Source organism: Paraburkholderia madseniana (assembly GCF_009690905.1).
GTDB lineage: Bacteria > Pseudomonadota > Gammaproteobacteria > Burkholderiales > Burkholderiaceae > Paraburkholderia > Paraburkholderia madseniana.
The window spans coordinates 29453-48765 of the sequence record NZ_VOSW01000070.1 but is presented as its reverse complement, the minus strand read 5'-3'; the positions used below and the strand labels follow the sequence as shown (position 1 = coordinate 48765).

Here is a 19313-nt window from a genome sequence, read left to right as displayed (position 1 = left end):
CGCATCCCTTCCGCTTGTGCGAGCCGCGCGAGGTCGGTGATCGGGATGCCGACCAGTCCAAAGATGGTGTGGATGTCGTTCAGTTTCAGCGCGTCGATGACCAGATGGAATCCGTCGGTCGTTTCGGTAGCTTTCGCGTCGTTTGTCATTTTGAGATGTCTCGCTGTCTCGCCTTCTATTGAACTTGCGGTGCGCGGCGGGCCATCGTTACGGCGACGTGCGCGGCAACCCGCAGGTGGGGGACGCGGAGGATGTGCAAGCCTTCCTCGACCCGGCCGTCGTTGCAGTCGATGAGGTGCTCTGCGGCGGGGTGTTCCCGGGTTCTGGCATGACGTCTCTCCTCTTTGGGTCGCTGCGTGCGTCGTGATATACAATATTCCACACACAGTATTTATTCAACCGTATTTTTACGTCGTGATGCCTTTGCTGCGCTGCGATGGACTTGAATCGCCCGAATTCAAGAGCGACTCACGGAAATTGATTTGCGACGCACAAAGCTTCGACAACGCCGAAATTGGCCTTCGAGCGTCGAATGCTGACGAGCCCGCATCGATGGGTGTGCCAATCGAGCGGTCAGCGGAATGTAATATTTCGTATTTCAGATGACGCGCTGCCAGACCCCCAGAGGCGCGTCGGCGCTCGAACCCGGCGCAGATGCACGCGCGCGAGCCACGCGGGCGCGATCATCTCGCGGCCGCACAGGCTCGGCGGCCGCAAAGATCGACGCAATGAAACCGGCGGGTATTTACGTGGCCGGTTCACCGGCGGCGTTGGGCGACACGATGGTTCGTGTGCGATGAGGGGCGCTCGGTAAGCGCGTGTGAACAAGGTGCAGGGCGAGAAAGAACAGCGCTGCAACGCGTCGGGCGTTTCAGCGCTGCTCCGTTCCGGTGCTTCGGGTTGGCGTGCTCCGGTTGCCCTCTTGACTCAGTATCCAAACGACTTTACGTCGTCAGTCGAGGAAGTCGCAGTTGGCTTCGACGAACGCCGCGAGATCGAGCGAGTGCTGGCGCACGAGCCGCTCGACCAGCTCGGTGTCGCGCTTCTCGAGTGCTTCGATGATGCGCATGTGATCGACGATCGAGCGCGACGCGCGGCCACTCTGCGCGATCGTCATCTTCCGGATCGCGCGCACATGCACGAACAGGTTTTTCATCGTGTCCAGGAGGATCTGCGATTGCGACAGCTGGACAATTGACTGGTGAAACGCGATGTTCGCTTCCGAATACTCCTCGATGTGCTCGGCCGGCGTCGTGTCGCGAAAATTGTCGAACATATGCCTCAGCGCCGCGATGTCCTCATCGGACGCGCGCAGCGTCGCAAGCCGGGCCGCCATGCTTTCGAGCGCCGCCCACATGCAAATCATGTCGACGATTTCTTTCTTCGTCTTGCGCTGGATATAGATTCCGCGCCGCGGCACCGTCCGCAGGAAACCTTCCTGCTCGAGCAGCGTCATGGCTTCGCGAACTGGCGTGCGGCTCACGCCGAGCGCTTCAGTCAGTTCCTTTTCGTCGATCCGGATTTCCTCGCGCGAATGATAGATGTCGGCGTCGGCGATGGCCTGCTTCAGCTTTGCGTACGCCTGATCGCGCAACGAAGCCGAAGCATTGATCGGTACTAGCGCCAGTGTGAGAGGCGCTGGGCGGACATCGGTTTGCGTATCATCCGACATTGATAATTTGCTCCCCCAGTTTCGGATAACCCATTGTGACGGTCTTGCCGGGCCCGCCGCCCGAATCCTCTGCCGACAGGCCGGCGCGGCTGCCCTCCCGTGTGGCTGCCGCGGCCTGATATGCCATCCGCCCGCAACTTAGATATACGGAATATTATATTCCGTATATGGAGAGTTCAAGGCGCTTTTTGTAATCGTCAGCGAAGTGCGCTGGAAGGTGTGGGATGGCAGCGGAAGGCGGTGACGCTGCAGCGATGGAAGGCGACCGGAAAGAAACAGTCGAGGCGACGGGCGCCAGTGATGGGCGCGACGCTCACGGACCCGCCCTTTAAGGGCGCTGGCGGACGGCGCGGCGTCCGTAGGCGGCTCGGAAACGGACGGCACGACGAGCTGCCGGCGATGATCAACTTGGAGTGTACCCAGGCGTACGAAATCCGAACCCTGGGTACACCGAGACGCCCCCGGCCACTTATGCCTGCCCTCCGCCAGGTTGCCAGCGCCCTCAGAACTTGTAATTCAGCCCGACGGAGAAGCCCATTTCTCTGCCGCCCGCGTAGCAAAACGGCGCACCCTGCGAGATCGAGCTGCCGTCATGACAATCAACGGTGACGCTTCGCCCGCCTGCACCCAGCGCATAGTGCGCCGCCGCTTGATTGATGACCAAGGCATAGTCGGCATACACAGTCGCATGTTTGTCGATCGCATGCTTGTACATCGCAGTGACCATATTGGCGCCGTTGGAAGGATTCGGGATGCCAATAGCGTTCGGGTCAGCTGGAGCCGTGTTGTGTTGCCCCGGGTCACCCGGCGTGCGATTGGCGTGCGCCCAACCGACGCTCACGCTGTCCTTGGGAGTGATTTCCTGCGTCAGAGCGAGCCAGAAGCCATTACGGCTGCGCTCGTTCTGTGTTTGCAGGTAGGCCGGAATCTGTCTGCGCATCACTTCATAAATTGCGCTCACCGTGGTCAGAGTGGGAAATTTATATTGCGCACCGACCTTGAATGCCCATTCGTTGCCGATATCGTTGGGGTCCGTCCCATCAGGCGAAGCCAGTGCAGCAGGAGTGTTCGTGACATCGCTTGAGCGATTCACGCCGAGGTGTATCTCATACGCTGTCGTAAAGTACAGGGGGCCGTTGCTATAGGCGAGGTTCGCGCTGTAGGCCGACCCGTAGCTGCCGTCGTTACACGCAATTGGATTTCCACCACTACCAGGGACATTGCCGCCCGTGCAACTCGACTCACCCGAAGCCTGCACCGAATTTTCGTAACCGCGGTTTTGCCCGGGCGAAACCAGTGCGTTGAGAGACCAGCCATGGAAACTGGGCGACTCATACCAGATCGCATGGTCCAGCCGCGTACCGAATTCGACGCGATTGTCGCCGCCCGTGTTACCCATGATCACGGAGTAATCGCCGAGCATGCCGGAAAACGGATTCATGCGTGCGGTCGACGTTTTGTAGGGCGCATCGGTCTTGCCGATCTTCAACGCGCCCCAGGTGGACGATGCTACGCCGATGAAGCTGTTGCGCGACGTCAGGGCGCCCTTGACGGTCGAATCCTGAGCGGAGTTCGAATTGGAAGACCCTGAGGTTGCCGAAATGTCCAGTTGGGTTTCCAGTTGATAGACGAAGGCCAGGCTGGCGTCGGAACCGAATGGCCGCTTGCCGCGAACGCCGACATAGGAAAGATTGGATGAGACGTCGGGCTGCCAGCCCATATGCCCTCTAGGCGAGACGACAGTCCCCCCCGGCGTGACATACGAGTCTTTGAGGCCCTTGGTCGCATAGTCCACGGAAAGATCGAGATTGCCGTAGAACTCCATATCCCCCAGCGCGGCCAGCAACGACTTAAGCTTGGGCGGCATGCCGGCGCCCCACCCTGAGGCGTCGGCATCCGATGTTTTTTGCGCGCCTGAGGTTGTACCCGTGTTTGCGCTTGTACCTGAACTAGTACCTGCGTTTGTGCTTGCGACAGCGGGACTGACCGCTGGCTGACTGTTCGCTGTTTGGGCTTGCTTTGCCACAAGCGCATCGAGCTTCTTATTGAGCGCTTCCATTTGTTGTTTCAACAACTGGATCTGTTGTTTGTCGTCATCTGCCGCAATTGCCTGAGCGAATGCTCCTCCCGAACAGGTCACGCTGCCAGCTGCAAACAGGCATAGCGAAGCCGCCGCATGACGCGGCTTCAGATTTCTTATTCCCATCATCTCCTCCGATATTAATTAGTATTACTACAAAACAAAAAAATAAATTCCGTGACCCGAACAGCTATTTCGATCCGATGAGAACACTTAAGTCACGCGCAAGACAAGGCGACCCAAGTGCCCAAGACAGTTGGTTATTTCCGTGATAGCTATTGTATTAATCCAGACTACCGGGGTATGCATCGAGGTGATTGAGATAAGACCCGAAACGACGCATTAAGGCATTCACGGGGCGCCAATGTCCCTATCGGGTGCTCAGAGATATCCCTTTGCGAGCGCGCCGGCCTCGACCGTTCGGTCGATCCACCGCCGTCTCATCGGCGCGAGGATGAATTTCGCGGACACCGCCGCTGTAATCGACACGACCGCCGCACAGATGAACACCGTGTTCCATGAGCCATGCTCCGACAACACCGAAGCGATCGGCACCAGCATCGACGCGGTACCCTTTGCGGTGTAAAGCGTGCCCGCATTGGCCGCCGCGTATTTGCTGCCGAACGTGTCCGCGCAGGTCGCCGGGAAGATCGAGAAAATCTCGCCCCAGCAGAGGAACACGGCCGCGGCAAAGAACATGAATGCGTACGGATTGTGGCCGAACTGCATCAGCCCGAGCAACGCGATGCCTTCGCCGAGAAAGATCATGAACATCGTATTCTCGCGGCCGATCTTGTCCGAAAGAAAGCCGCACAGCGGACGCGTGAAGCCGTTGCACATGTTATCGATCGACAGCGTCATCGTCAGAAGCGGCAGCGTGACGCCCATCAGGCTGACCGGCAGCTTCGCGAAGCCATATTCCTTCGCGATCGGCCCAAGCTGTGCGGTGGCGATAATGCCGCCGGCTGCGACGAACACGAACATCAGGTAAAGCACCCAGAAAAGCGGCGAGCGGATCATCTGGCTGGGCGTGTAGTCGACCTTGGTGGCCACGACGCGCTTGGCCGCGACCGCATTCGCCGGCGGCTTCGGACGCACCAGCAAGGTTGCGAGAAGCAGAATGCAGACGCCCTGGAAAATACCGAAGAACATGAACGTATGCTCGTAGCCGGAACGCTGGATCATGTTGGCGATCGGGATCACTGTGATCGCCGCACCAGCGCCGAAGCCGGCCGCGGTCAGACCCGCCGCCAGGCCCCGTTTATCCGGGAACCACTTGAGTGCCGTCCCGACACAGGTCCCGTAGACGCAACCCGCACCGATGCCCGCAATCACCGCCGCGACGTACAGTGCCCCCAGACTGCTTGCGTGTGCGTCAATGATCCAGCCGAGTGCGGCACACAGCGAACCGGCGATCACAACCGGGCGCGGCCCGAACTTGTCGACGAGCCAGCCTTCGACTGGCACAAGCCAGGTTTCCGTGACGATGAAGATGGTGAACGCAGTCTGAATCGCTGCCTGCCCCCAGTGATGCGCCGCGTCCATCGGCACGACGAACAAGGTCCACGCATACTGCAGGTTCGCCACCAGTCCCATACAGACGATGCCGACCGCCAGTTGAACCCACCGGTTATACCGTAGCGCCGTGCTGCGCGGCTCGGCCACGTTGGAATATCCCATGTCTCCATCTCCTTTGTAGAATTCGTCGTGCTCGAGCGGCGCGTTGCGTTGAATCGTGTAACCGAATCACTCATCGCTTGCGTGCGCGTCGGCAATGAAACGCTAATGGTCGGTCAGATGGAGATCGCACCAACAACAAAAGACCGGCGGGGGTGCGCAAAACGGTCTGGTAAAAGTGGTTGCGTCTTCACGGAGTCTGGGAGCATGCTCCGCGAGAACAGCCATCAGTGAAAGTTAAAACATTTTATGGTTTGCATTAGGCGTCCTGTATACGTCGATGCCTCAACGAACTTCAGCCATGAAAAACGCTACTCTGCGCCAACTCAAGATCTTCGAAACGGTTGCCCGGCACCTGAGCTTCTCGCGCGCGGCCGACGAGTTGTACCTGACGCAGCCCGCCGTCTCAACCCAGGTAAAACAGCTTGAGGAGCACGCCGGCCTGGCCCTGTTCGGGCAGCTCGGCCGGAAAATTTATCTGACGCCGGCGGGTTCCGAAATGCTCACTTACGCGCGCTCGATCATCGAGCAGTTCCGCGAAATGGACGAAGTGATGGCCCGCTTGCAGGGCATTGCGGGCGGTCAACTGAACGTTGCGGTGATCAGTGCGGGGGACTATTTTTTCCCGCGAGTGGTGGGCGAATTCGTGCGCCGCAATGACGACATCAAGCTCAAGCTGGCGGTGCACAATCGCGAGGAACTGCTGCATCAACTGGCGAACAACTTAACCGATCTCGCAATCATGGTGCGGCCGCCGCAGGACCTCGATACACATAACGAACCGTTTGCGCCTCATCCTTATGTGATCGTCGCGCCGCCCCTACACCCGCTTGTGGGCAAGAAGCGCATCCCTCAGTCGACGATCGCAAAAGAGCCGTTCATCGTCCGCGAAAAAGGCTCGGACACGTGGCATTCGATGGAAGACGGGTTTGCGGGAGGAGTCACCAGGCTCAATGTCGCCATGGAGATCAGGAGCACGGAAACGATCAAACAGGCGGTGATTGCAGGCATGGGCATCAGCTTCCTCTCCGCGCATACCATCGGCCTGGAACTGCAGGTCGGTCACCTCGCCGTACTGGACGTACAAGGCTTTCCGGTGATGCTCCACTGGTACGTGGTGCACCGCAAGAGCAAGCGCCTGCCCCCTGTCGCGCTTGCGTTCAAGGAATTCTTGATCGGCGAAGGCGCGACGCAGATCGCGCAGATCACTCACGTCGACGCCGATCTGCTGCGCGGTCAGTGCAAGGGATAATCGAAAGTCAGGGCGCAGCGTGCCGGCGTCGGCTTCACTCAAAACATAAGCAAACATTTATGGTTATTCACAATAACTTTAACTGTTGTTTATTTATAGCCGATCCTATGCTTCTAGCAAGCTATCCGCCCGAAGGAGACGATCATGGGCCACTCACGCGTTAGCGCACCTGAAACCGAGCGCGACCAGGACATGCAGGCGCAGCTTTGCGCATACAACACCGCTTTCGCGGAACTGGGTCTGCGGTTTCGCTGGGACGAGCGCACCCTCACGTCGCTCGCAACCATCGACGGCGAACGGGAGCGCATCGCCGCGTACATAGAGGCCCACCATGCGCATTTGCTCAAAGCGTACAGCGCGGAATTCCTGAGCCAGGCCATTCTCGAGAAAAAGAACGCGCGCTATCCGGTATGCTTGGCGACGCGCAGGGAAAGCGCAGCGAGCGTCAACAACGCGTTGCACCTGTTGCGTGCCGGGTCACAGTGGGAGCGCTCGTCGTGCGACTCTGATTTACCGGCGTTGGCGGGCGTTTAAGAGCGGCAAGCAGCCCGCTTCGCCGGGCTGCAATCGGTCCGGTAGGAGCGGCAGTCGGCCACTGAAACTTCTCGAGCCTGCGCTCGCCAACCATCCGGCGGCTTGGGACGAGATAGCGCAGACGCTATCCGCGGAATGACCTGCAGCCCCGGCCACGGTCGCCGACAAGGATCACGACGCCTGCGCCAACGAAAGCCTCTTTGCGCCCGCACCGCGATTGAAAAAACCGGCGTCGCCCTCGAGCGCCACTGATATATCGGCCTTCAGTAGCTCAAGCCACGCGCACGTTTTCACCTCCAGAAACCGGCGCGACGGAATCAGCATGAACACCCCGATTTCACGCGACCGCCAGCGCGGCAGCACATGCACGAGCGTGCCTTGCGGAACGCGTCGACGACCGCATAGCGGGGCAACCTCGCGATGCCGAGCGCACTCAGCACGCTGTGCAGCACGACCTCCGGGTTGTCTCCGACCACTGGGCCGGTCGGGTCGAGCGTTTAGACCTGCTTGCCGTCGACCAGCTCCCAATGCGGCGTGATCGAAAGATTGACGAGACGCAAACACGCGTGGTCGGCCAGCTCGCGCGGATGCCTCGGCTTGCCGTGCCGCGCCTGGTTGTCATTCCCGAACCATCAAACGGTTCACTAGATTGCGAGTTCCGCGCTGAGCCTGCCGCCAGCAGGTCCAGGAGTTTGTCCGAATTCGGAGATTCTTCCTGACGGCGAACAACTGGTTTTTCGCATCAGTGAGGGCGTCGGCCATTGGCGGCGTTAAATTGCAAGCTGCTGGCGATCAGACTGCGTGCGCGTCCATTACCGTTGCGATCGACGGGCGCACCGTCGAGGTAGAGCCGACGCTTTAAATCATAGAGGTGGCCGCGCGCAGCGACGCATTGACCGCGAACGTCGGCTGCATGGGACAGGGCGTTTGCGGCGCTTGCCGCTGCCTCGTGCGCCGTGACGGCGAGCGCGAGGCTCGCGTGCGAGACATTGCCGGCCTCCGGTCGCAGGACGCTCATGAGGTTCTGTCGCAGTAAGGAAATAAGGAAGAGTCGGGGCGGAAAGAATAGGAATGCTTATGTCGCAAGATCGTAGAACTGCTCGGCGGGTGAACGATTCCGTCCACCATCGCTCTTCATCTGCCCTTTCGCTATTATGTGCATGAGTTCGATACCGCCTAAGATGATGAGGGCGCAACGAAAGCTCTTGAATCCAGGCATCGGTCTTACGATGCGTTTGATTGCTCGATGGTTCTGCTCCACAACGTTGTTCAGATATTTCGATTGTCGAATTCTGATCGGTATTTCGCGATCAACATTGATCGCATTTAGCCCCGCGAGATTTGCCCCGCTCTTGTCGATCGTCATCGTTTCCGGTACGCCGTTTCCAGCGATCGCCTTTTCGAAATAGCGCCGGGCCGCGCCCTTGTCCCGCTTGGCGCGGAGCAGGGAGTCAACTGTGTCGCCGGCCTTATCGACGGCCCGATACAAGTACTTCCATTCGCCCCTAACCTCGATATAGGGGTGAGTAGACCCAAGGAACTTCACCCGGAGTCTCTCGCAGGTAGGGTCGAGAACTGGCGCGCGCACGGTAGGCTCCGGTGGTCTTCCCACCGCTTTCGCGGTGGACCTCAGTCCGGCTACCATAGTCACGTTTCCAGCGCCCGCCACGTCGAACGCAGCTTGCCGATTTCCGGCACTACGCTCTCCTGTTTGCTTCACGTCAAGGGTTATGAGACCTATCACGCTGGAGACGCTTTCGGTGCGGCAGCACGACGAACCCGATAGCCGTTAAACAGCTTCAGTTCTTCATACAGCCAGCGCCTACTCCACCTCGTCCAGCCGAAGCCCCGTCGATTCCGGGATCGACCCATGTGGCGTCGGATCTTCTTTTCCACCCAGTCCCTGATGAAGCTGAAGCACTCGCTGGAGTTGCCTACGGCGAAGTAGTTCACCCAGCCCCGCAGGACCGGATTGATCAGTTGCACCACCCGATCCACCGGCTGCGACTGGAATCGCCGGAACACCTCCTTGAGCTTGCGCAATAACGCCGTACGTTTCTTTAACTTGGGCGTATAGTGCGCGCGCCACACCCGTCGCCCGATGCTGCGCAGGCGTCGGAAGTCGAACCCCAGGAAGCCGAAGCTCTCCGCGCGTTCCAGATCCACAGTGCGACTTTTCTCTTCATTCACCTCGACCTGCAGTTTCGCAAACTCTTCCCGAAGGCGCCTGCTCACCACCCTCAGCAGCCACGCATTGCGCGGATGAGCATCGATCAGCACGACAAGATCGTCAGCGAATCGGGCATACTCGACGTAGGTGTACTTCCCGCTTCGCGTGGAACCTTTCACCCGCTCCAGCATCCGGTCTACCTCGGTGAGATAGACGTTACTGAGCAGGGGCGAAATCACCCCGCCTTGCGGAACGCCCTGTTTACCCGATGCCGTCAGCATCAACTTCAGCAAATGCATGACCTCGTCATCTTTGACCCGACGCGCCACCTTTTCAAGCAGCAGGTGATGCCGAACTGTGTCAAAGTAGGCGCGTAAATCCAGGTCTATGACGCGGGTCTTGCACTGAACGATCGCCGTCGCTACCCGATGCACTGCTTCGTGCGCGGTACGCTTCGGACGATAGCCGTACGACCCCGGTTGGAAGTCTGCCTCGAAGATCGGTTCCAGTATGAGCTTGAGCGCACCCTGAACCACTCTGTCACGGATAGCAGGAATCGACAGGACTCGGACCTTGCCCCCGTCCTTCGGTATTTCCTGCCGCCGTGACCGTAGCGGTCTGTAGCTGCCCCCGATCAGTTCGTCCTGTATCTGCTCGAGGAACACTTCCACGCCTTGCGTCTCGATGGCCTCGAACGTCACCCCGTCAATACCCGGAGCTCCATTGTTCTTCCTGGCCAGCGCATACGCCTCGCGCAGCGTTTCCATCTTGCAGACATGGACGTACAAACCCCAGAAACGCCAGGACGGTTCAGCCTTCGCCTTGACGTATATTCCCCGCCTCAGGTCCTGCAAACTACTGGACGCCTTTGTCATTTCGTCCTTGCCTCCCGTGTTGTCGAGGAAACTACAAACAGCAGGGCCCCTTCGCTCCACCGGCGTTACCCGGCTTCACAGCTACTACGGACCCATCCGCCACCCTCTCGCCTTCGGCCCACTTCCCGGGTTCGCCGGTTATAGGACCTACCTTGCTCCGGCGATTTCGCGCCGGGGCGAGGAGGGCTTCTCCAGTTGCTCAGCATGTCCTTGCCATCGTGCCGTCGCTTCCACCCCGCCGAAGTGGAATAGCCGCATCGGTCAGATTTCGGCTACCCATGCTGCCTTCACCCTCACGGTTGCGGGCTCGGCCTTCGGGTCTCTTCACTTTCGAGGCCACATCCACGTTCATCTTCATTACGGCCCGATGACTCGCACGCCCCCCAAGGAGACGGCCGTCGATAGGCTTCAGAGTCTTGGTTTCCCGCCACCCTGCTATCCAAGCTACGGGGCTTCTGACTTCTACCCCGGCAGGTCTATCTCCTGCTGAACACGCCAGCCTTAGCTGGACACACAACCGTGCGTAAACCTCTCGATTTACACCGCTCCCGGGCACTGTCACGTTGCAGAGATGGTCAAGTAAGATCGGGTGATGAAGAATGCAAAATCGCTTTACCACGGTCATCGCTCTCCGGCGGCGGTCATCAGTTGCGCGGTACGCTGGTATTTCAGGTTTCAGCTCAGCCTGCGTGATATCGAAGAACTGCTGTCCGAGCGCGGGGTTATCGTCAGCTACGAAACGGTCAGACGCTGGTGCGATAAGTTCGGTGCGGGCTTCGCACACCGTGTGAAAGCGGCGCGTCGCAGGCCCGGCACCACATGGCACCTTGACGAAGTATTTGTGACGTTGCGCGGCGAGCCTTACCTGTTGTGGCGCGCCGTCGATCAACACGGTGCCGAACTCGATATCCTGCTACAGAAGCGCCGCGACAAGGCAGCAGCGAAGCGGTTTTTCAAGCGCGTGCTTGCCTCGTGTACTGAGGCACCGCACAAGATCGTGACCGACCAGCTGCGTAGCTATCCGGCGGCGAAAGCCGAGATTCCCGCACTGGCTCACGTCAAGCACGTCTTCGTCAAAGCCAGCGCGCGGGTCAACAACTGGGCGGAAAACAGTCATCAGCCGACGCGCGAACGCGAGCGACGCATGCGTGGCTTCCGCGATCCTGAACGCACGCAGGCTTTCTTATCGAGCTTCGGTCCTATCCGGCAGCACTTCGCGCTCAAGCGACATCTGCTACGCGCCTCACTCTATCGCAAACAGCTCGCCGCACGGTTTGCCGCCTGGCATCGTTTCACTGAGGCCACCCAAGTTCCGTCCGTTTTCTGAGCAAGCGTGCATATTCTCCGCTTTTGCGTCGCAAGCAATTTAACGTGACAGAGCCCTGAAAAGCATTGGCGGGACAGCGAACTCGGACAAGCCGCTCAGGTCGCCTCGGGAAACAGGAGCAAGCGATGCTTGTCACCGTTGCCTTTAGTGACCTCCCCCGTGTCCGCCTCCCCCGTGTCCGCCGCGTCCATGTCCGCCGCGTCCACCGCCATGCCAGTGCTCGTAACCGTGCCAATGGTGGTCACCTCCCCGTCCACCCCAAATATTGATCGTCCCATACGCCGGGACGTAGACGGGTCCAGACGGGTATCCATACGCAGAATCGTATGGCTGGGCATACCCACCGTCTCCATAACCCGGTGCGACTGCGCAACTACTCACACTTGCTGCGATGCCAAGCATTGCAATAATCCTAAGCACGGTGTTCATCCTAATGGCGAGTTGAGGGAGCGCTTTCGAAGAGCGAGGACTTATCGCCCTCGATCGTTCCCAGTCCCATTATCGATATCTGCGTCTGATGTAGGCATGGCGCGAAAATGTCATTTTTGACATTTCAGGAAACGCGCATCGGCCCACGCGCCCGATGTGAGCATGCCGCCGAGGGAACGTTTAGGGTCAGCGGGCCGACGGACAGCCTGCAGCAGCGATCCGGGGGGGCGTGTGACGAGCGAGCGGGGATGGTCGACGGCAATACATCACCCGACGCGAAAGCGGGCAGACTTCCTCATGGCCTCTCCTCACCAGAGAGTTTGCAGAACCATCTATACGGAAGGAAAGCAAATGAGTGCAGCAATACGGGCGCGTGCGCCTTCCGGCGTGACGTGGGACGGCATCGATTGGGCCAATGTTCAACGCCAGGTAAGAAGGCTGCAGACACGTATGGTGAAGGCCGCACAGGCCGGCCGCTATAACAGGGTAAAAGCCCTGCAATGGCTGCTGACCCACTCGTTCAGCGGCCGTGCATTAGCCGTGAAGCGGGTGACTGAAAACAAAGGCAGGAACACCCCGGTGTGGACAAGGTAACGTGGAAAACACCGGCGGCAAAGGCCAACGCGATTGCGTCGTTGAAGAGGCGGGGTTACTCGTCCCTTCCGCTTCGGAGCGGTTTTTATTCTGAAGAAAAACGGCAAGACGAGGCCGCTCGGGATACCGACGGTGATCTCATAATGCACCTCTCACAGTTGAGTGTTGGAATGCTGCGGTTGAACCGTACTTTGAAGCCCGCTGGGGCAAGAAGACGATGAACTCGCCAAGGGGCAGGGTCAAACTCTACCGCGTCTGGCTACGGCAGGATGGCCTGTGTCCGACCTGTCAGGAACCGATCGCACCGGGCAGCCCTTGGGCGACCCGGTTCATTGTGAAAAGAACCGAAGGCGGATCAGGCGCGGCGAGCAACATTCAACTGCACCATCCCGATTACCATGGAAGTCAATATGCCGGGAAGTAAGTTGTGGACGCGGGTATCGAAAGATGCCTTTGCAGAGGCTTGAGCCGTGTGGATCGAAAGACCCATGCACGGTTCTGAGCAGGCTGGACGCGGGTAACCGCGCCCAGCTACCCGACAAAACCGTTGGGCATGCCCTGCAATGTCTATCAGACCAACAACGCAGGCGAAACCGCGCTCTCGTTTGCGCCGCTGTTTCGCCGCCTCGATATGATCCCGGTGCTGGTGGCGCACGGCGCAAACGCGAACCATGTGGATGCGCGCGGCGGCACCGCGCTGCAAATGGCTATCGCGCAGCGCAATACGGCGGCGGCAGATGCACTGCGCCAAGCGGGTGCGACGGAGTGAAGCTGGGCTAGCTCAGGAAAAGATCGCTTCGATATCCGGCGACGCGTCTTTCACCTCGTCGAAGTTCAGTGTTGCTTCGATATGCTGCAGGTGTTCCAGCATGCTCGCCGCAGCCTTTGCTTCGTCATGCGCTTCGATTGCATCAATCAGATCACTGTGCTCGTGATGCGGGCACGCCGGGGCGTTGGGCTTGTCGTAAAGCGTGATGACGAGGCACGTCAACGGCGCGAGTTCTCGCATCATCCGCAAGAGGATTTCGTTGTCGATCATCTCCGCGATCAGCACATGAAACTCGCCTGACAGCCGGATGATGGCGGGCCGGTCATTCTGCTTACGCGCGTCGCTTTCCTGCCGCACGTGCTTGCGTAACGCACGCACTTGCGCCGATGTCGCGGTGCGGCTCAACAGCCTGGCCATTTCCGGCTCGATCATGCGCCGCGTGACAAATACGTCTCGCGCCTGCTGGACGCTCGGGCTGGCGATAAAGGCCCCGCGATTCGGCACCAGCTCGACCAGCCCCTCGTGGGCAAGCTTGTTGAGCACTTCGCGAATCTTGGTCCGGCTCACGCCCGAGACTTCCGCGAGCCGCTCCTCAATCAATTTTGTACCGGGTGCAAGGCGATGCTCAAGCACCGCCTTCTGGATGCGGCCATAGATTTCCTCATTCGTAAACGGCGCCTTGGGCGCGGCAGCTTTACTGGCAGGCATGGAGGAGGCTCGGCTCAAAGGGCTTCTCGCAACTGGGCATGGATCGATGATAGAGCAATCACGCGCGTTTTTGTACACAAAAATTTGGTGGAGCGCTCGCATCGAAACCATGTTCTAACGGAGGATACTGTAATTTTTTTGTATACAAATGTCCATCGGCGCTTATCGAGCCTGACAACCTGGAGATCTCTTTAGCAGGCGCCTTTTGGCCCGTGCAACAACCCTCATTTGGTGCCAGTGATTCGATTTTGGTGCGCCCGCGCACCATCTGCATGCAAGCGCGCGTGTCGTAGATTCCGCCATGTTCCATTGACGTTCGTTCCAGAGAAGGTGCTCAGGAAGCAGCCGTTTCCACTATCGATCGCGCATCCATCATTGCATACAATCTCTTTTATATTGCGTACAAATACTATGATTTATGTTGGCATAAAGTTTGCATTATGAGCATCCAGCAACCATCTTTTTCCGGCGCGGCACGCCAGAAGCAACCCTTGATATGGAAATCATGACGCAACGCACTCTGATTGGCATGTTAACCCCGTCTTCCAACACGGTTCTCGAACCGGTGACTTCGGCGATGCTCGCGGGCCTGCCCGACGTCAGCGCGCATTTCGGCCGCTTCCGGGTGACCGAGATCGCGTTGTCCGAACAGGCGCTGGCCCAGTTCGATGACGAGGAAATTCTCGGCGCGGCAGGGTTGCTCGCCGACGCGAAGCTGGACGTGATCGGCTGGAACGGGACATCGTCGGGCTGGCTCGGGTTTGCGGCAGACGAGCGTCTGTGCCACAGCATCACAGAACGCACCGGTATTGCCGCCTGCACCTCGGTGCTCGCGCTCAACGAGATTTTCGCCATGACGGGCGTGCGTCGCTTCGGTCTGGTCACGCCATATCGCGACGACGTGCAGGCAAAGGTCATCTCAACGTATGGCAGCGCCGGCTTTGAATGTGTCGGTGAACGTCATCTGAACAAGCAGGACAATTTTTCGTTTTCGGAAGTCAGTGCGGACACGTTGCGTGAGATGGCGCGTGAAGTCGCAAAGAGCAAACCCGATGCGATTACGATTTTCTGCACCAATTTGCGCGGCGCGCCGCTCGCTGAAGAGCTCGAAGCCGAACTCGGCATTCCGGTGTACGACACCATCTCGACGGTGGTCTGGAAAGCGCTGCGGATGAGCGGCATCGATACGTCGCGCGTTACCGGCTGGGGCAGCCTGTTTCGGGAGGTCGCATGAGCGACGCGGCGGCCTTCGACCTCGTGATCCGCGACGCGGATATCGCCACGGCGGCCGACCGCTTCACCGCCGACATCGGCGTACGAGACGGGCGCATCGTCGCGCTGGGCAGCGGACTGGCTCGGGGCGCCAGCGAGATCGATGCAGGCGGCCGCCTCGTCACTCCAGGCGGCGTGGATAGCCACTGCCACCTGGATCAGGACACCGGCGACGACAGCGTGATGGCCGACGACTTCCTGAGCGGCACGGTTTCCGCTGCCTGCGGCGGCACCACCACGGTAATTCCGTTTGCGTGCCAGCAGAAGGGAAAAACGCTGCGTGCGGCGATCGATACGTACCACCGACGCGCCGACGCCCGCGCGGTGATTGACTACGCCTTCCATCTGATCGTCACCGATCCCACGCCGCATGTGCTCGACCAGGAGCTGCCGCAACTGATCGAAGAAGGTTATACGTCTTTCAAGATCTACATGACGTATGACGCGCTCAAGCTGAATGACCGTCAGATAATCGAACTGCTCGCACTGGCCCGCGTCCACGGCGCCATGGTGATGATTCATGCCGAAAACGCCGATTGCATTGCGTGGCTCACCGAAGCGCTGCTGGAGGAAGGCATCACCGCGCCGATCGGGCATGCGCTGTCCCGCCCGATGCTGGTCGAGCGCGAAGCGACGCATCGCGCCATCAGTCTCGCGCAGCTGGTCGATACGCCCGTGCTGATCGTGCACGTCTCCGGCCGCGAAGCGATCGAGCAGATTCGCTGGGCGCAAGGACATGGCCTCGCAGTCTACGCCGAGACATGTCCGCACTATCTGCTGCTGACCGAGGACATGCTCGAAGATGGCCCTCGCGGCTATCAATGTATCTGCAGTCCGCCGCCGCGCGACGAAGGCAATCGCCAGGCCGTCTGGGACGGACTCGTGAACGGTACGTTTCAGGTGCTCTCCTCCGACCATGCGCCGTTCCGCTTCGACGGTCCGCACGGCAAGCAGGTGGCCGGCGAAAACCCGCGCTTCGATCAGGTGCCCAACGGCATACCGGGTCTCGAGACGCGCATGGCTTTGCTGATGTCCGAAGGCGTGATGAACGGACGCATCGACATTCACGCCTTCGTCGCACTGACCGCAACCAATGCCGCGAAGCTCTACGGTCTTTATCCGCGCAAGGGTTCAATCGCAATCGGCGGCGACGCCGATCTGGTGATCTGGGACACAGATCGTGCCTTCACGCTCACCAACGATGCGTTGCACCACAACGTCGACTACACGCCGTACGAGGGTTGGCAGATGAAAGCGTGGCCGGCGCTGACGCTGTCGCGCGGCGACGTAGTGTGGGACGGCGTGCAGCCCAGCGGCACGCGCGGCCGCGGCGAGTTCCTGCCGGCCTTGCGCCCGCAACTGGCGCAACCGCATCGGCCGTTGAACCCACGCATTGACGCTCACCGGGTGCTACCGCGCTTTGCCTTTCCCGCCGTCTATCGCGAGTAGGAATGGCCTTGCGGACTCGCGCGGAACACGCAGTGCATTCGGCACTTTCCGCGCCGCTTTACATGCTGTCTTTATAACGTACGAACTGTGATTTTCTCTGGAGAGCCTGATGTCCGAACGATTTTCGCGTCGCCAATTCCTCCAACGTGTTGGCGCGGGTGCAGCCCTCGTGTCGATTGGGCTGCCCCGCCTTGCGATGGCCGCCGGGCTCACGCTTGACGACATCAAGAAGGCCGGGGTGCTGCGTATCGGCTGCGAAGCGACCTATCCGCCGCTGACGTATCGCGACGCGAGCGGTGCGATGATCGGCTACGACGTGGATCTCGCCAACGCGTTTTGCCGCAATCTCGGCGTCAAGGCGCAGTTCATCGACACGGTCTGGTCGGGCGTGATTCCGTCGCTCTACACGAAGAAGTTCGATCTGGTGATGAGCAGCCTGAGCTACACGGTCGAGCGCGAAAAACACGTGGACTTCTCCGTGCCTTACGTCGAGGCCTCACAGGCATTGCTGATTCGCGCGGCGGATCTGAAGAGCGTCACCAGGCTCAACGGCATGAACGGCAAGGTGCTCGGACTCAAGCTCGGCTCGCCGGGTCAGATACTCGAACCGAAGCTCGATGCGCAATTGAAAGCAGCGGGCGGTGCGGGTTTCAAGGAAGTGAAAACCTTCGACGACCATCCGGCCGCCTATATCGCGCTGGCAGAAGGCAAAGTGGACGGCGTGCTCAACACGTTGCCGACGCTTTCGCTCGTCCTGAAGAATGCGCCGGGCAAATACGCTATCGTCAAGGGCATCGGCGCGGATAACTGGGCGGGCATCGCAGCACGTACGGATGACACCGCGCTGATCGGCTTTATTGACCAGCAGCTGCGCAAGTTCAGAACAGACGGCACGTTGCATTCGCTGCAGCAGAAGTGGTTTGGTTTCGACATGAACTTGCCGGATGCAATTCCGGTGCTGTCCTGAGAGCGCGGCGTCCATGGACTGGAGCATTATCGTCATGGCGTTGCCGATCCTCGCGGTCGGCCTGCTCGCCACGCTGAAGGTTTGTCTCGCGGCCATCGCGATTGGTATCGTGCTCGGCTTCGCGCTGGGTTTCGGTGCGCTCAGCCGCTTCAGGGCGGTTCGCATCGCCGTACTGGCGTACGTAGATTTCGTGCGCGGCACACCGCTGCTCGTGCAGATCTTTCTCGTCTATTTTGCGCTGCCCGTCATCGGCATCAACTTCAACGAGTACTGGGCCGGCGTCATCGCGCTCAGTCTGAACGCGGGCGGCTTCATCTGCGAGATCGTGCGCGCCAGCATGCAGTCGGTCGATCGCGGCCAGACTGAAGCCGCGCAATCCATCGGCATGCGTCACGGCCAGATCGTTCTGCACGTGCTCTTTCCGCAAGCGTGGCGGCGCATCCTGCCGCCGCTCACCAACGAACTGATCTCGCTAATCAAGGGTTCAGCGCTGCTGTCCGCGATCTCCGTGTATGAGCTCACGCACGCCGGTCAGGAAATCATCGCAACGTATTTTTCGCCGTTCGAGATTTTCCTGCTGATCGCCCTCTACTACTACGCGCTGATCTCGGCGCTGGCGTGGCTGTCGCGCTACCTCGAGCGGCGACTACCGCAATACTGACTTCATGAGCTCGGGTTCCAGCATGTCTTCCACCGTTACCGTCTCTAACCTGACCGCAGCGTCCGCTATGGACGCCGCCGCGCGCGTGCATGAAGGCGGAGCTGCAACGCTACTGTCCATAGAAGGGCTGCACAAGCGCTTCGGCGACAAGGTCATCCTGCCCTCCGTCTCGCTGGAGGTCGGGCACGGCGAGACCGTGGTGCTGATCGGGCCGTCGGGTTCGGGCAAGACCACGCTTCTGCGCTGTCTCAACTTCCTGGAGAGACCGGACGGCGGCACGATCCGCCTTGGCAGCCAGCGTATCGGGTTGTCGGAGCAAGGCCGCGCGCTGCCCGAAGCGGAACTGGCGCGACAGCGCAGCCGCTTCGGCTTTGTGTTTCAGCGCTTCAACCTGTTCGCGCATCTGAGTGCACTGGATAACGTCGCCGCCGGCCCGCAGCGCGTGCTGGGACTCTCGCGCGACGCGGCCCGCGCTCGCGCACAAGTTGCCTTGGAAAAAGTCCACCTAGCGCAGCACGTCAACAAGCGGCCCGCGCAACTCTCGGGCGGGCAGCAGCAACGCGTGGCGATTGCCCGCGCACTCGCGATGGAGCCGCAGATGATCCTGTTCGACGAGCCGACCTCGGCGCTCGACCCGGAACTCGTCAATGAAGTGCTCGACGTGATGCGCGATCTCGCCGCGGCCCATATGACGATGATGGTCGTGACACACGAGATGAGCTTCGCGCGCAACGTCGCGCATCGGGTGGTCTTCATGGACGCTGGCGCCATCGTCGAACAAGGCACGCCCGGCGACGTCTTCGGCCGTCCGCGCGAAGAGCGCACGCGGCGTTTCCTGCAGCACCTGCACACCTGAACTGAACCGGACCACCTGGCT

General features: G+C 59.9%; 17 protein-coding genes and 1 pseudogene. 10 read left to right on the top strand and 8 right to left on the bottom strand.

The window, feature by feature from the left end:
• Nucleotides 1–952: 952 nt before the first annotated feature.
• From FSO04_RS30720 to oxlT, 3 genes are all read right to left on the bottom strand, one after another.
• Nucleotides 953–1672, bottom strand: coding sequence for a GntR family transcriptional regulator (locus tag FSO04_RS30720; RefSeq protein WP_154565362.1), 720 nt, complete (start codon nucleotides 1670–1672; stop codon nucleotides 953–955).
• A gap of 502 nt (nucleotides 1673–2174) precedes the next feature.
• Complete coding sequence (locus tag FSO04_RS30715; protein WP_166618281.1) at nucleotides 2175–3878, bottom strand: porin; 1704 nt, start codon at nucleotides 3876–3878, stop codon at nucleotides 2175–2177.
• Nucleotides 3879–4133: 255 nt separating this feature from the next.
• Complete coding sequence (oxlT, locus tag FSO04_RS30710) at nucleotides 4134–5432, bottom strand: oxalate/formate MFS antiporter (protein WP_154565361.1); 1299 nt, start codon at nucleotides 5430–5432, stop codon at nucleotides 4134–4136.
• Nucleotides 5433–5730: 298 nt separating this feature from the next.
• On the opposite strand from oxlT, the gene FSO04_RS30705 reads away from it, so the two are divergent.
• On the top strand, nucleotides 5731–6681 hold the full coding sequence (locus FSO04_RS30705; protein ID WP_154565360.1) for a LysR family transcriptional regulator: 951 nt from the start codon (nucleotides 5731–5733) through the stop codon (nucleotides 6679–6681).
• 144 nt (nucleotides 6682–6825) lie between these two features.
• Nucleotides 6826–7215: an HAD family hydrolase gene (locus FSO04_RS30700; protein ID WP_154565359.1), complete on the top strand. Its 390-nt coding sequence runs from the start codon at nucleotides 6826–6828 to the stop codon at nucleotides 7213–7215.
• Between the two features lie 742 nt (nucleotides 7216–7957).
• On the opposite strand, the gene FSO04_RS48820 is transcribed toward FSO04_RS30700, so the two are convergent.
• The 3 genes and pseudogenes from FSO04_RS48820 to ltrA form a co-directional block, all read right to left on the bottom strand.
• The gene (locus FSO04_RS48820; protein WP_174825322.1) at nucleotides 7958–8233 is read right to left on the bottom strand and encodes a hypothetical protein; all 276 of its coding nucleotides are present in this window, start codon (nucleotides 8231–8233) and stop codon (nucleotides 7958–7960) included.
• A gap of 57 nt (nucleotides 8234–8290) precedes the next feature.
• Nucleotides 8291–8734 (bottom strand): annotated as a pseudogene (locus tag FSO04_RS30690) (IS6 family transposase); the annotation flags it as partial.
• A gap of 221 nt (nucleotides 8735–8955) precedes the next feature.
• Nucleotides 8956–10260: a group II intron reverse transcriptase/maturase gene (gene ltrA, locus FSO04_RS30685; protein ID WP_154565358.1), complete on the bottom strand. Its 1305-nt coding sequence runs from the start codon at nucleotides 10258–10260 to the stop codon at nucleotides 8956–8958.
• A 592-nt stretch (nucleotides 10261–10852) separates the two neighbouring features.
• On the opposite strand from ltrA, the gene FSO04_RS30680 reads away from it, so the two are divergent.
• Nucleotides 10853–11587: an IS6 family transposase gene (locus tag FSO04_RS30680; protein ID WP_154565357.1), complete on the top strand. Its 735-nt coding sequence runs from the start codon at nucleotides 10853–10855 to the stop codon at nucleotides 11585–11587.
• 95 nt (nucleotides 11588–11682) lie between these two features.
• Here FSO04_RS30680 and FSO04_RS30675 read toward each other — a convergent pair whose 3' ends face one another.
• Complete coding sequence (locus FSO04_RS30675; protein ID WP_154565356.1) at nucleotides 11683–11832, bottom strand: hypothetical protein; 150 nt, start codon at nucleotides 11830–11832, stop codon at nucleotides 11683–11685.
• A gap of 535 nt (nucleotides 11833–12367) precedes the next feature.
• Here FSO04_RS30675 and FSO04_RS47740 point away from each other — a divergent pair.
• Together FSO04_RS47740 and FSO04_RS30665 are read left to right on the top strand one after the other, a co-directional pair.
• Nucleotides 12368–12610, top strand: a complete 243-nt coding sequence (locus FSO04_RS47740; protein ID WP_233465032.1) for a reverse transcriptase N-terminal domain-containing protein — start codon at nucleotides 12368–12370, stop codon at nucleotides 12608–12610.
• A gap of 553 nt (nucleotides 12611–13163) precedes the next feature.
• Entirely contained in the window at nucleotides 13164–13379 is a 216-nt protein-coding gene (locus FSO04_RS30665) for an ankyrin repeat domain-containing protein (protein ID WP_372342448.1), read from the top strand.
• 12 nt (nucleotides 13380–13391) lie between these two features.
• Here FSO04_RS30665 and FSO04_RS30660 read toward each other — a convergent pair whose 3' ends face one another.
• On the bottom strand, nucleotides 13392–14087 hold the full coding sequence (locus tag FSO04_RS30660; protein ID WP_154565355.1) for a GntR family transcriptional regulator: 696 nt from the start codon (nucleotides 14085–14087) through the stop codon (nucleotides 13392–13394).
• 505 nt (nucleotides 14088–14592) lie between these two features.
• Here FSO04_RS30660 and FSO04_RS30655 point away from each other — a divergent pair.
• The 5 genes from FSO04_RS30655 to FSO04_RS30635 all read left to right on the top strand — a co-directional run bounded on the left by FSO04_RS30655 (nucleotide 14593) and on the right by FSO04_RS30635 (nucleotide 19292).
• The gene (locus tag FSO04_RS30655; protein WP_154565354.1) at nucleotides 14593–15321 is read left to right on the top strand and encodes a maleate cis-trans isomerase family protein; all 729 of its coding nucleotides are present in this window, start codon (nucleotides 14593–14595) and stop codon (nucleotides 15319–15321) included.
• Complete coding sequence (gene hydA / locus FSO04_RS30650) at nucleotides 15318–16808, top strand: dihydropyrimidinase (RefSeq protein WP_154565353.1); 1491 nt, start codon at nucleotides 15318–15320, stop codon at nucleotides 16806–16808. The genes FSO04_RS30655 and hydA overlap by 4 nt, the downstream gene beginning before the upstream one ends.
• Nucleotides 16809–16917: 109 nt before the next feature.
• Entirely contained in the window at nucleotides 16918–17775 is an 858-nt protein-coding gene (locus tag FSO04_RS30645) for a transporter substrate-binding domain-containing protein (protein ID WP_154565352.1), read from the top strand.
• A 13-nt stretch (nucleotides 17776–17788) separates the two neighbouring features.
• Nucleotides 17789–18436 carry an amino acid ABC transporter permease gene (locus FSO04_RS30640; protein ID WP_154565351.1) on the top strand — a complete coding sequence of 216 codons (648 nt, stop codon included), beginning with the start codon at nucleotides 17789–17791 and terminating at the stop codon, nucleotides 18434–18436.
• A gap of 67 nt (nucleotides 18437–18503) precedes the next feature.
• Nucleotides 18504–19292, top strand: a complete 789-nt coding sequence (locus FSO04_RS30635; RefSeq protein WP_154565350.1) for an amino acid ABC transporter ATP-binding protein — start codon at nucleotides 18504–18506, stop codon at nucleotides 19290–19292.
• Nucleotides 19293–19313 lie beyond the last annotated feature (21 nt).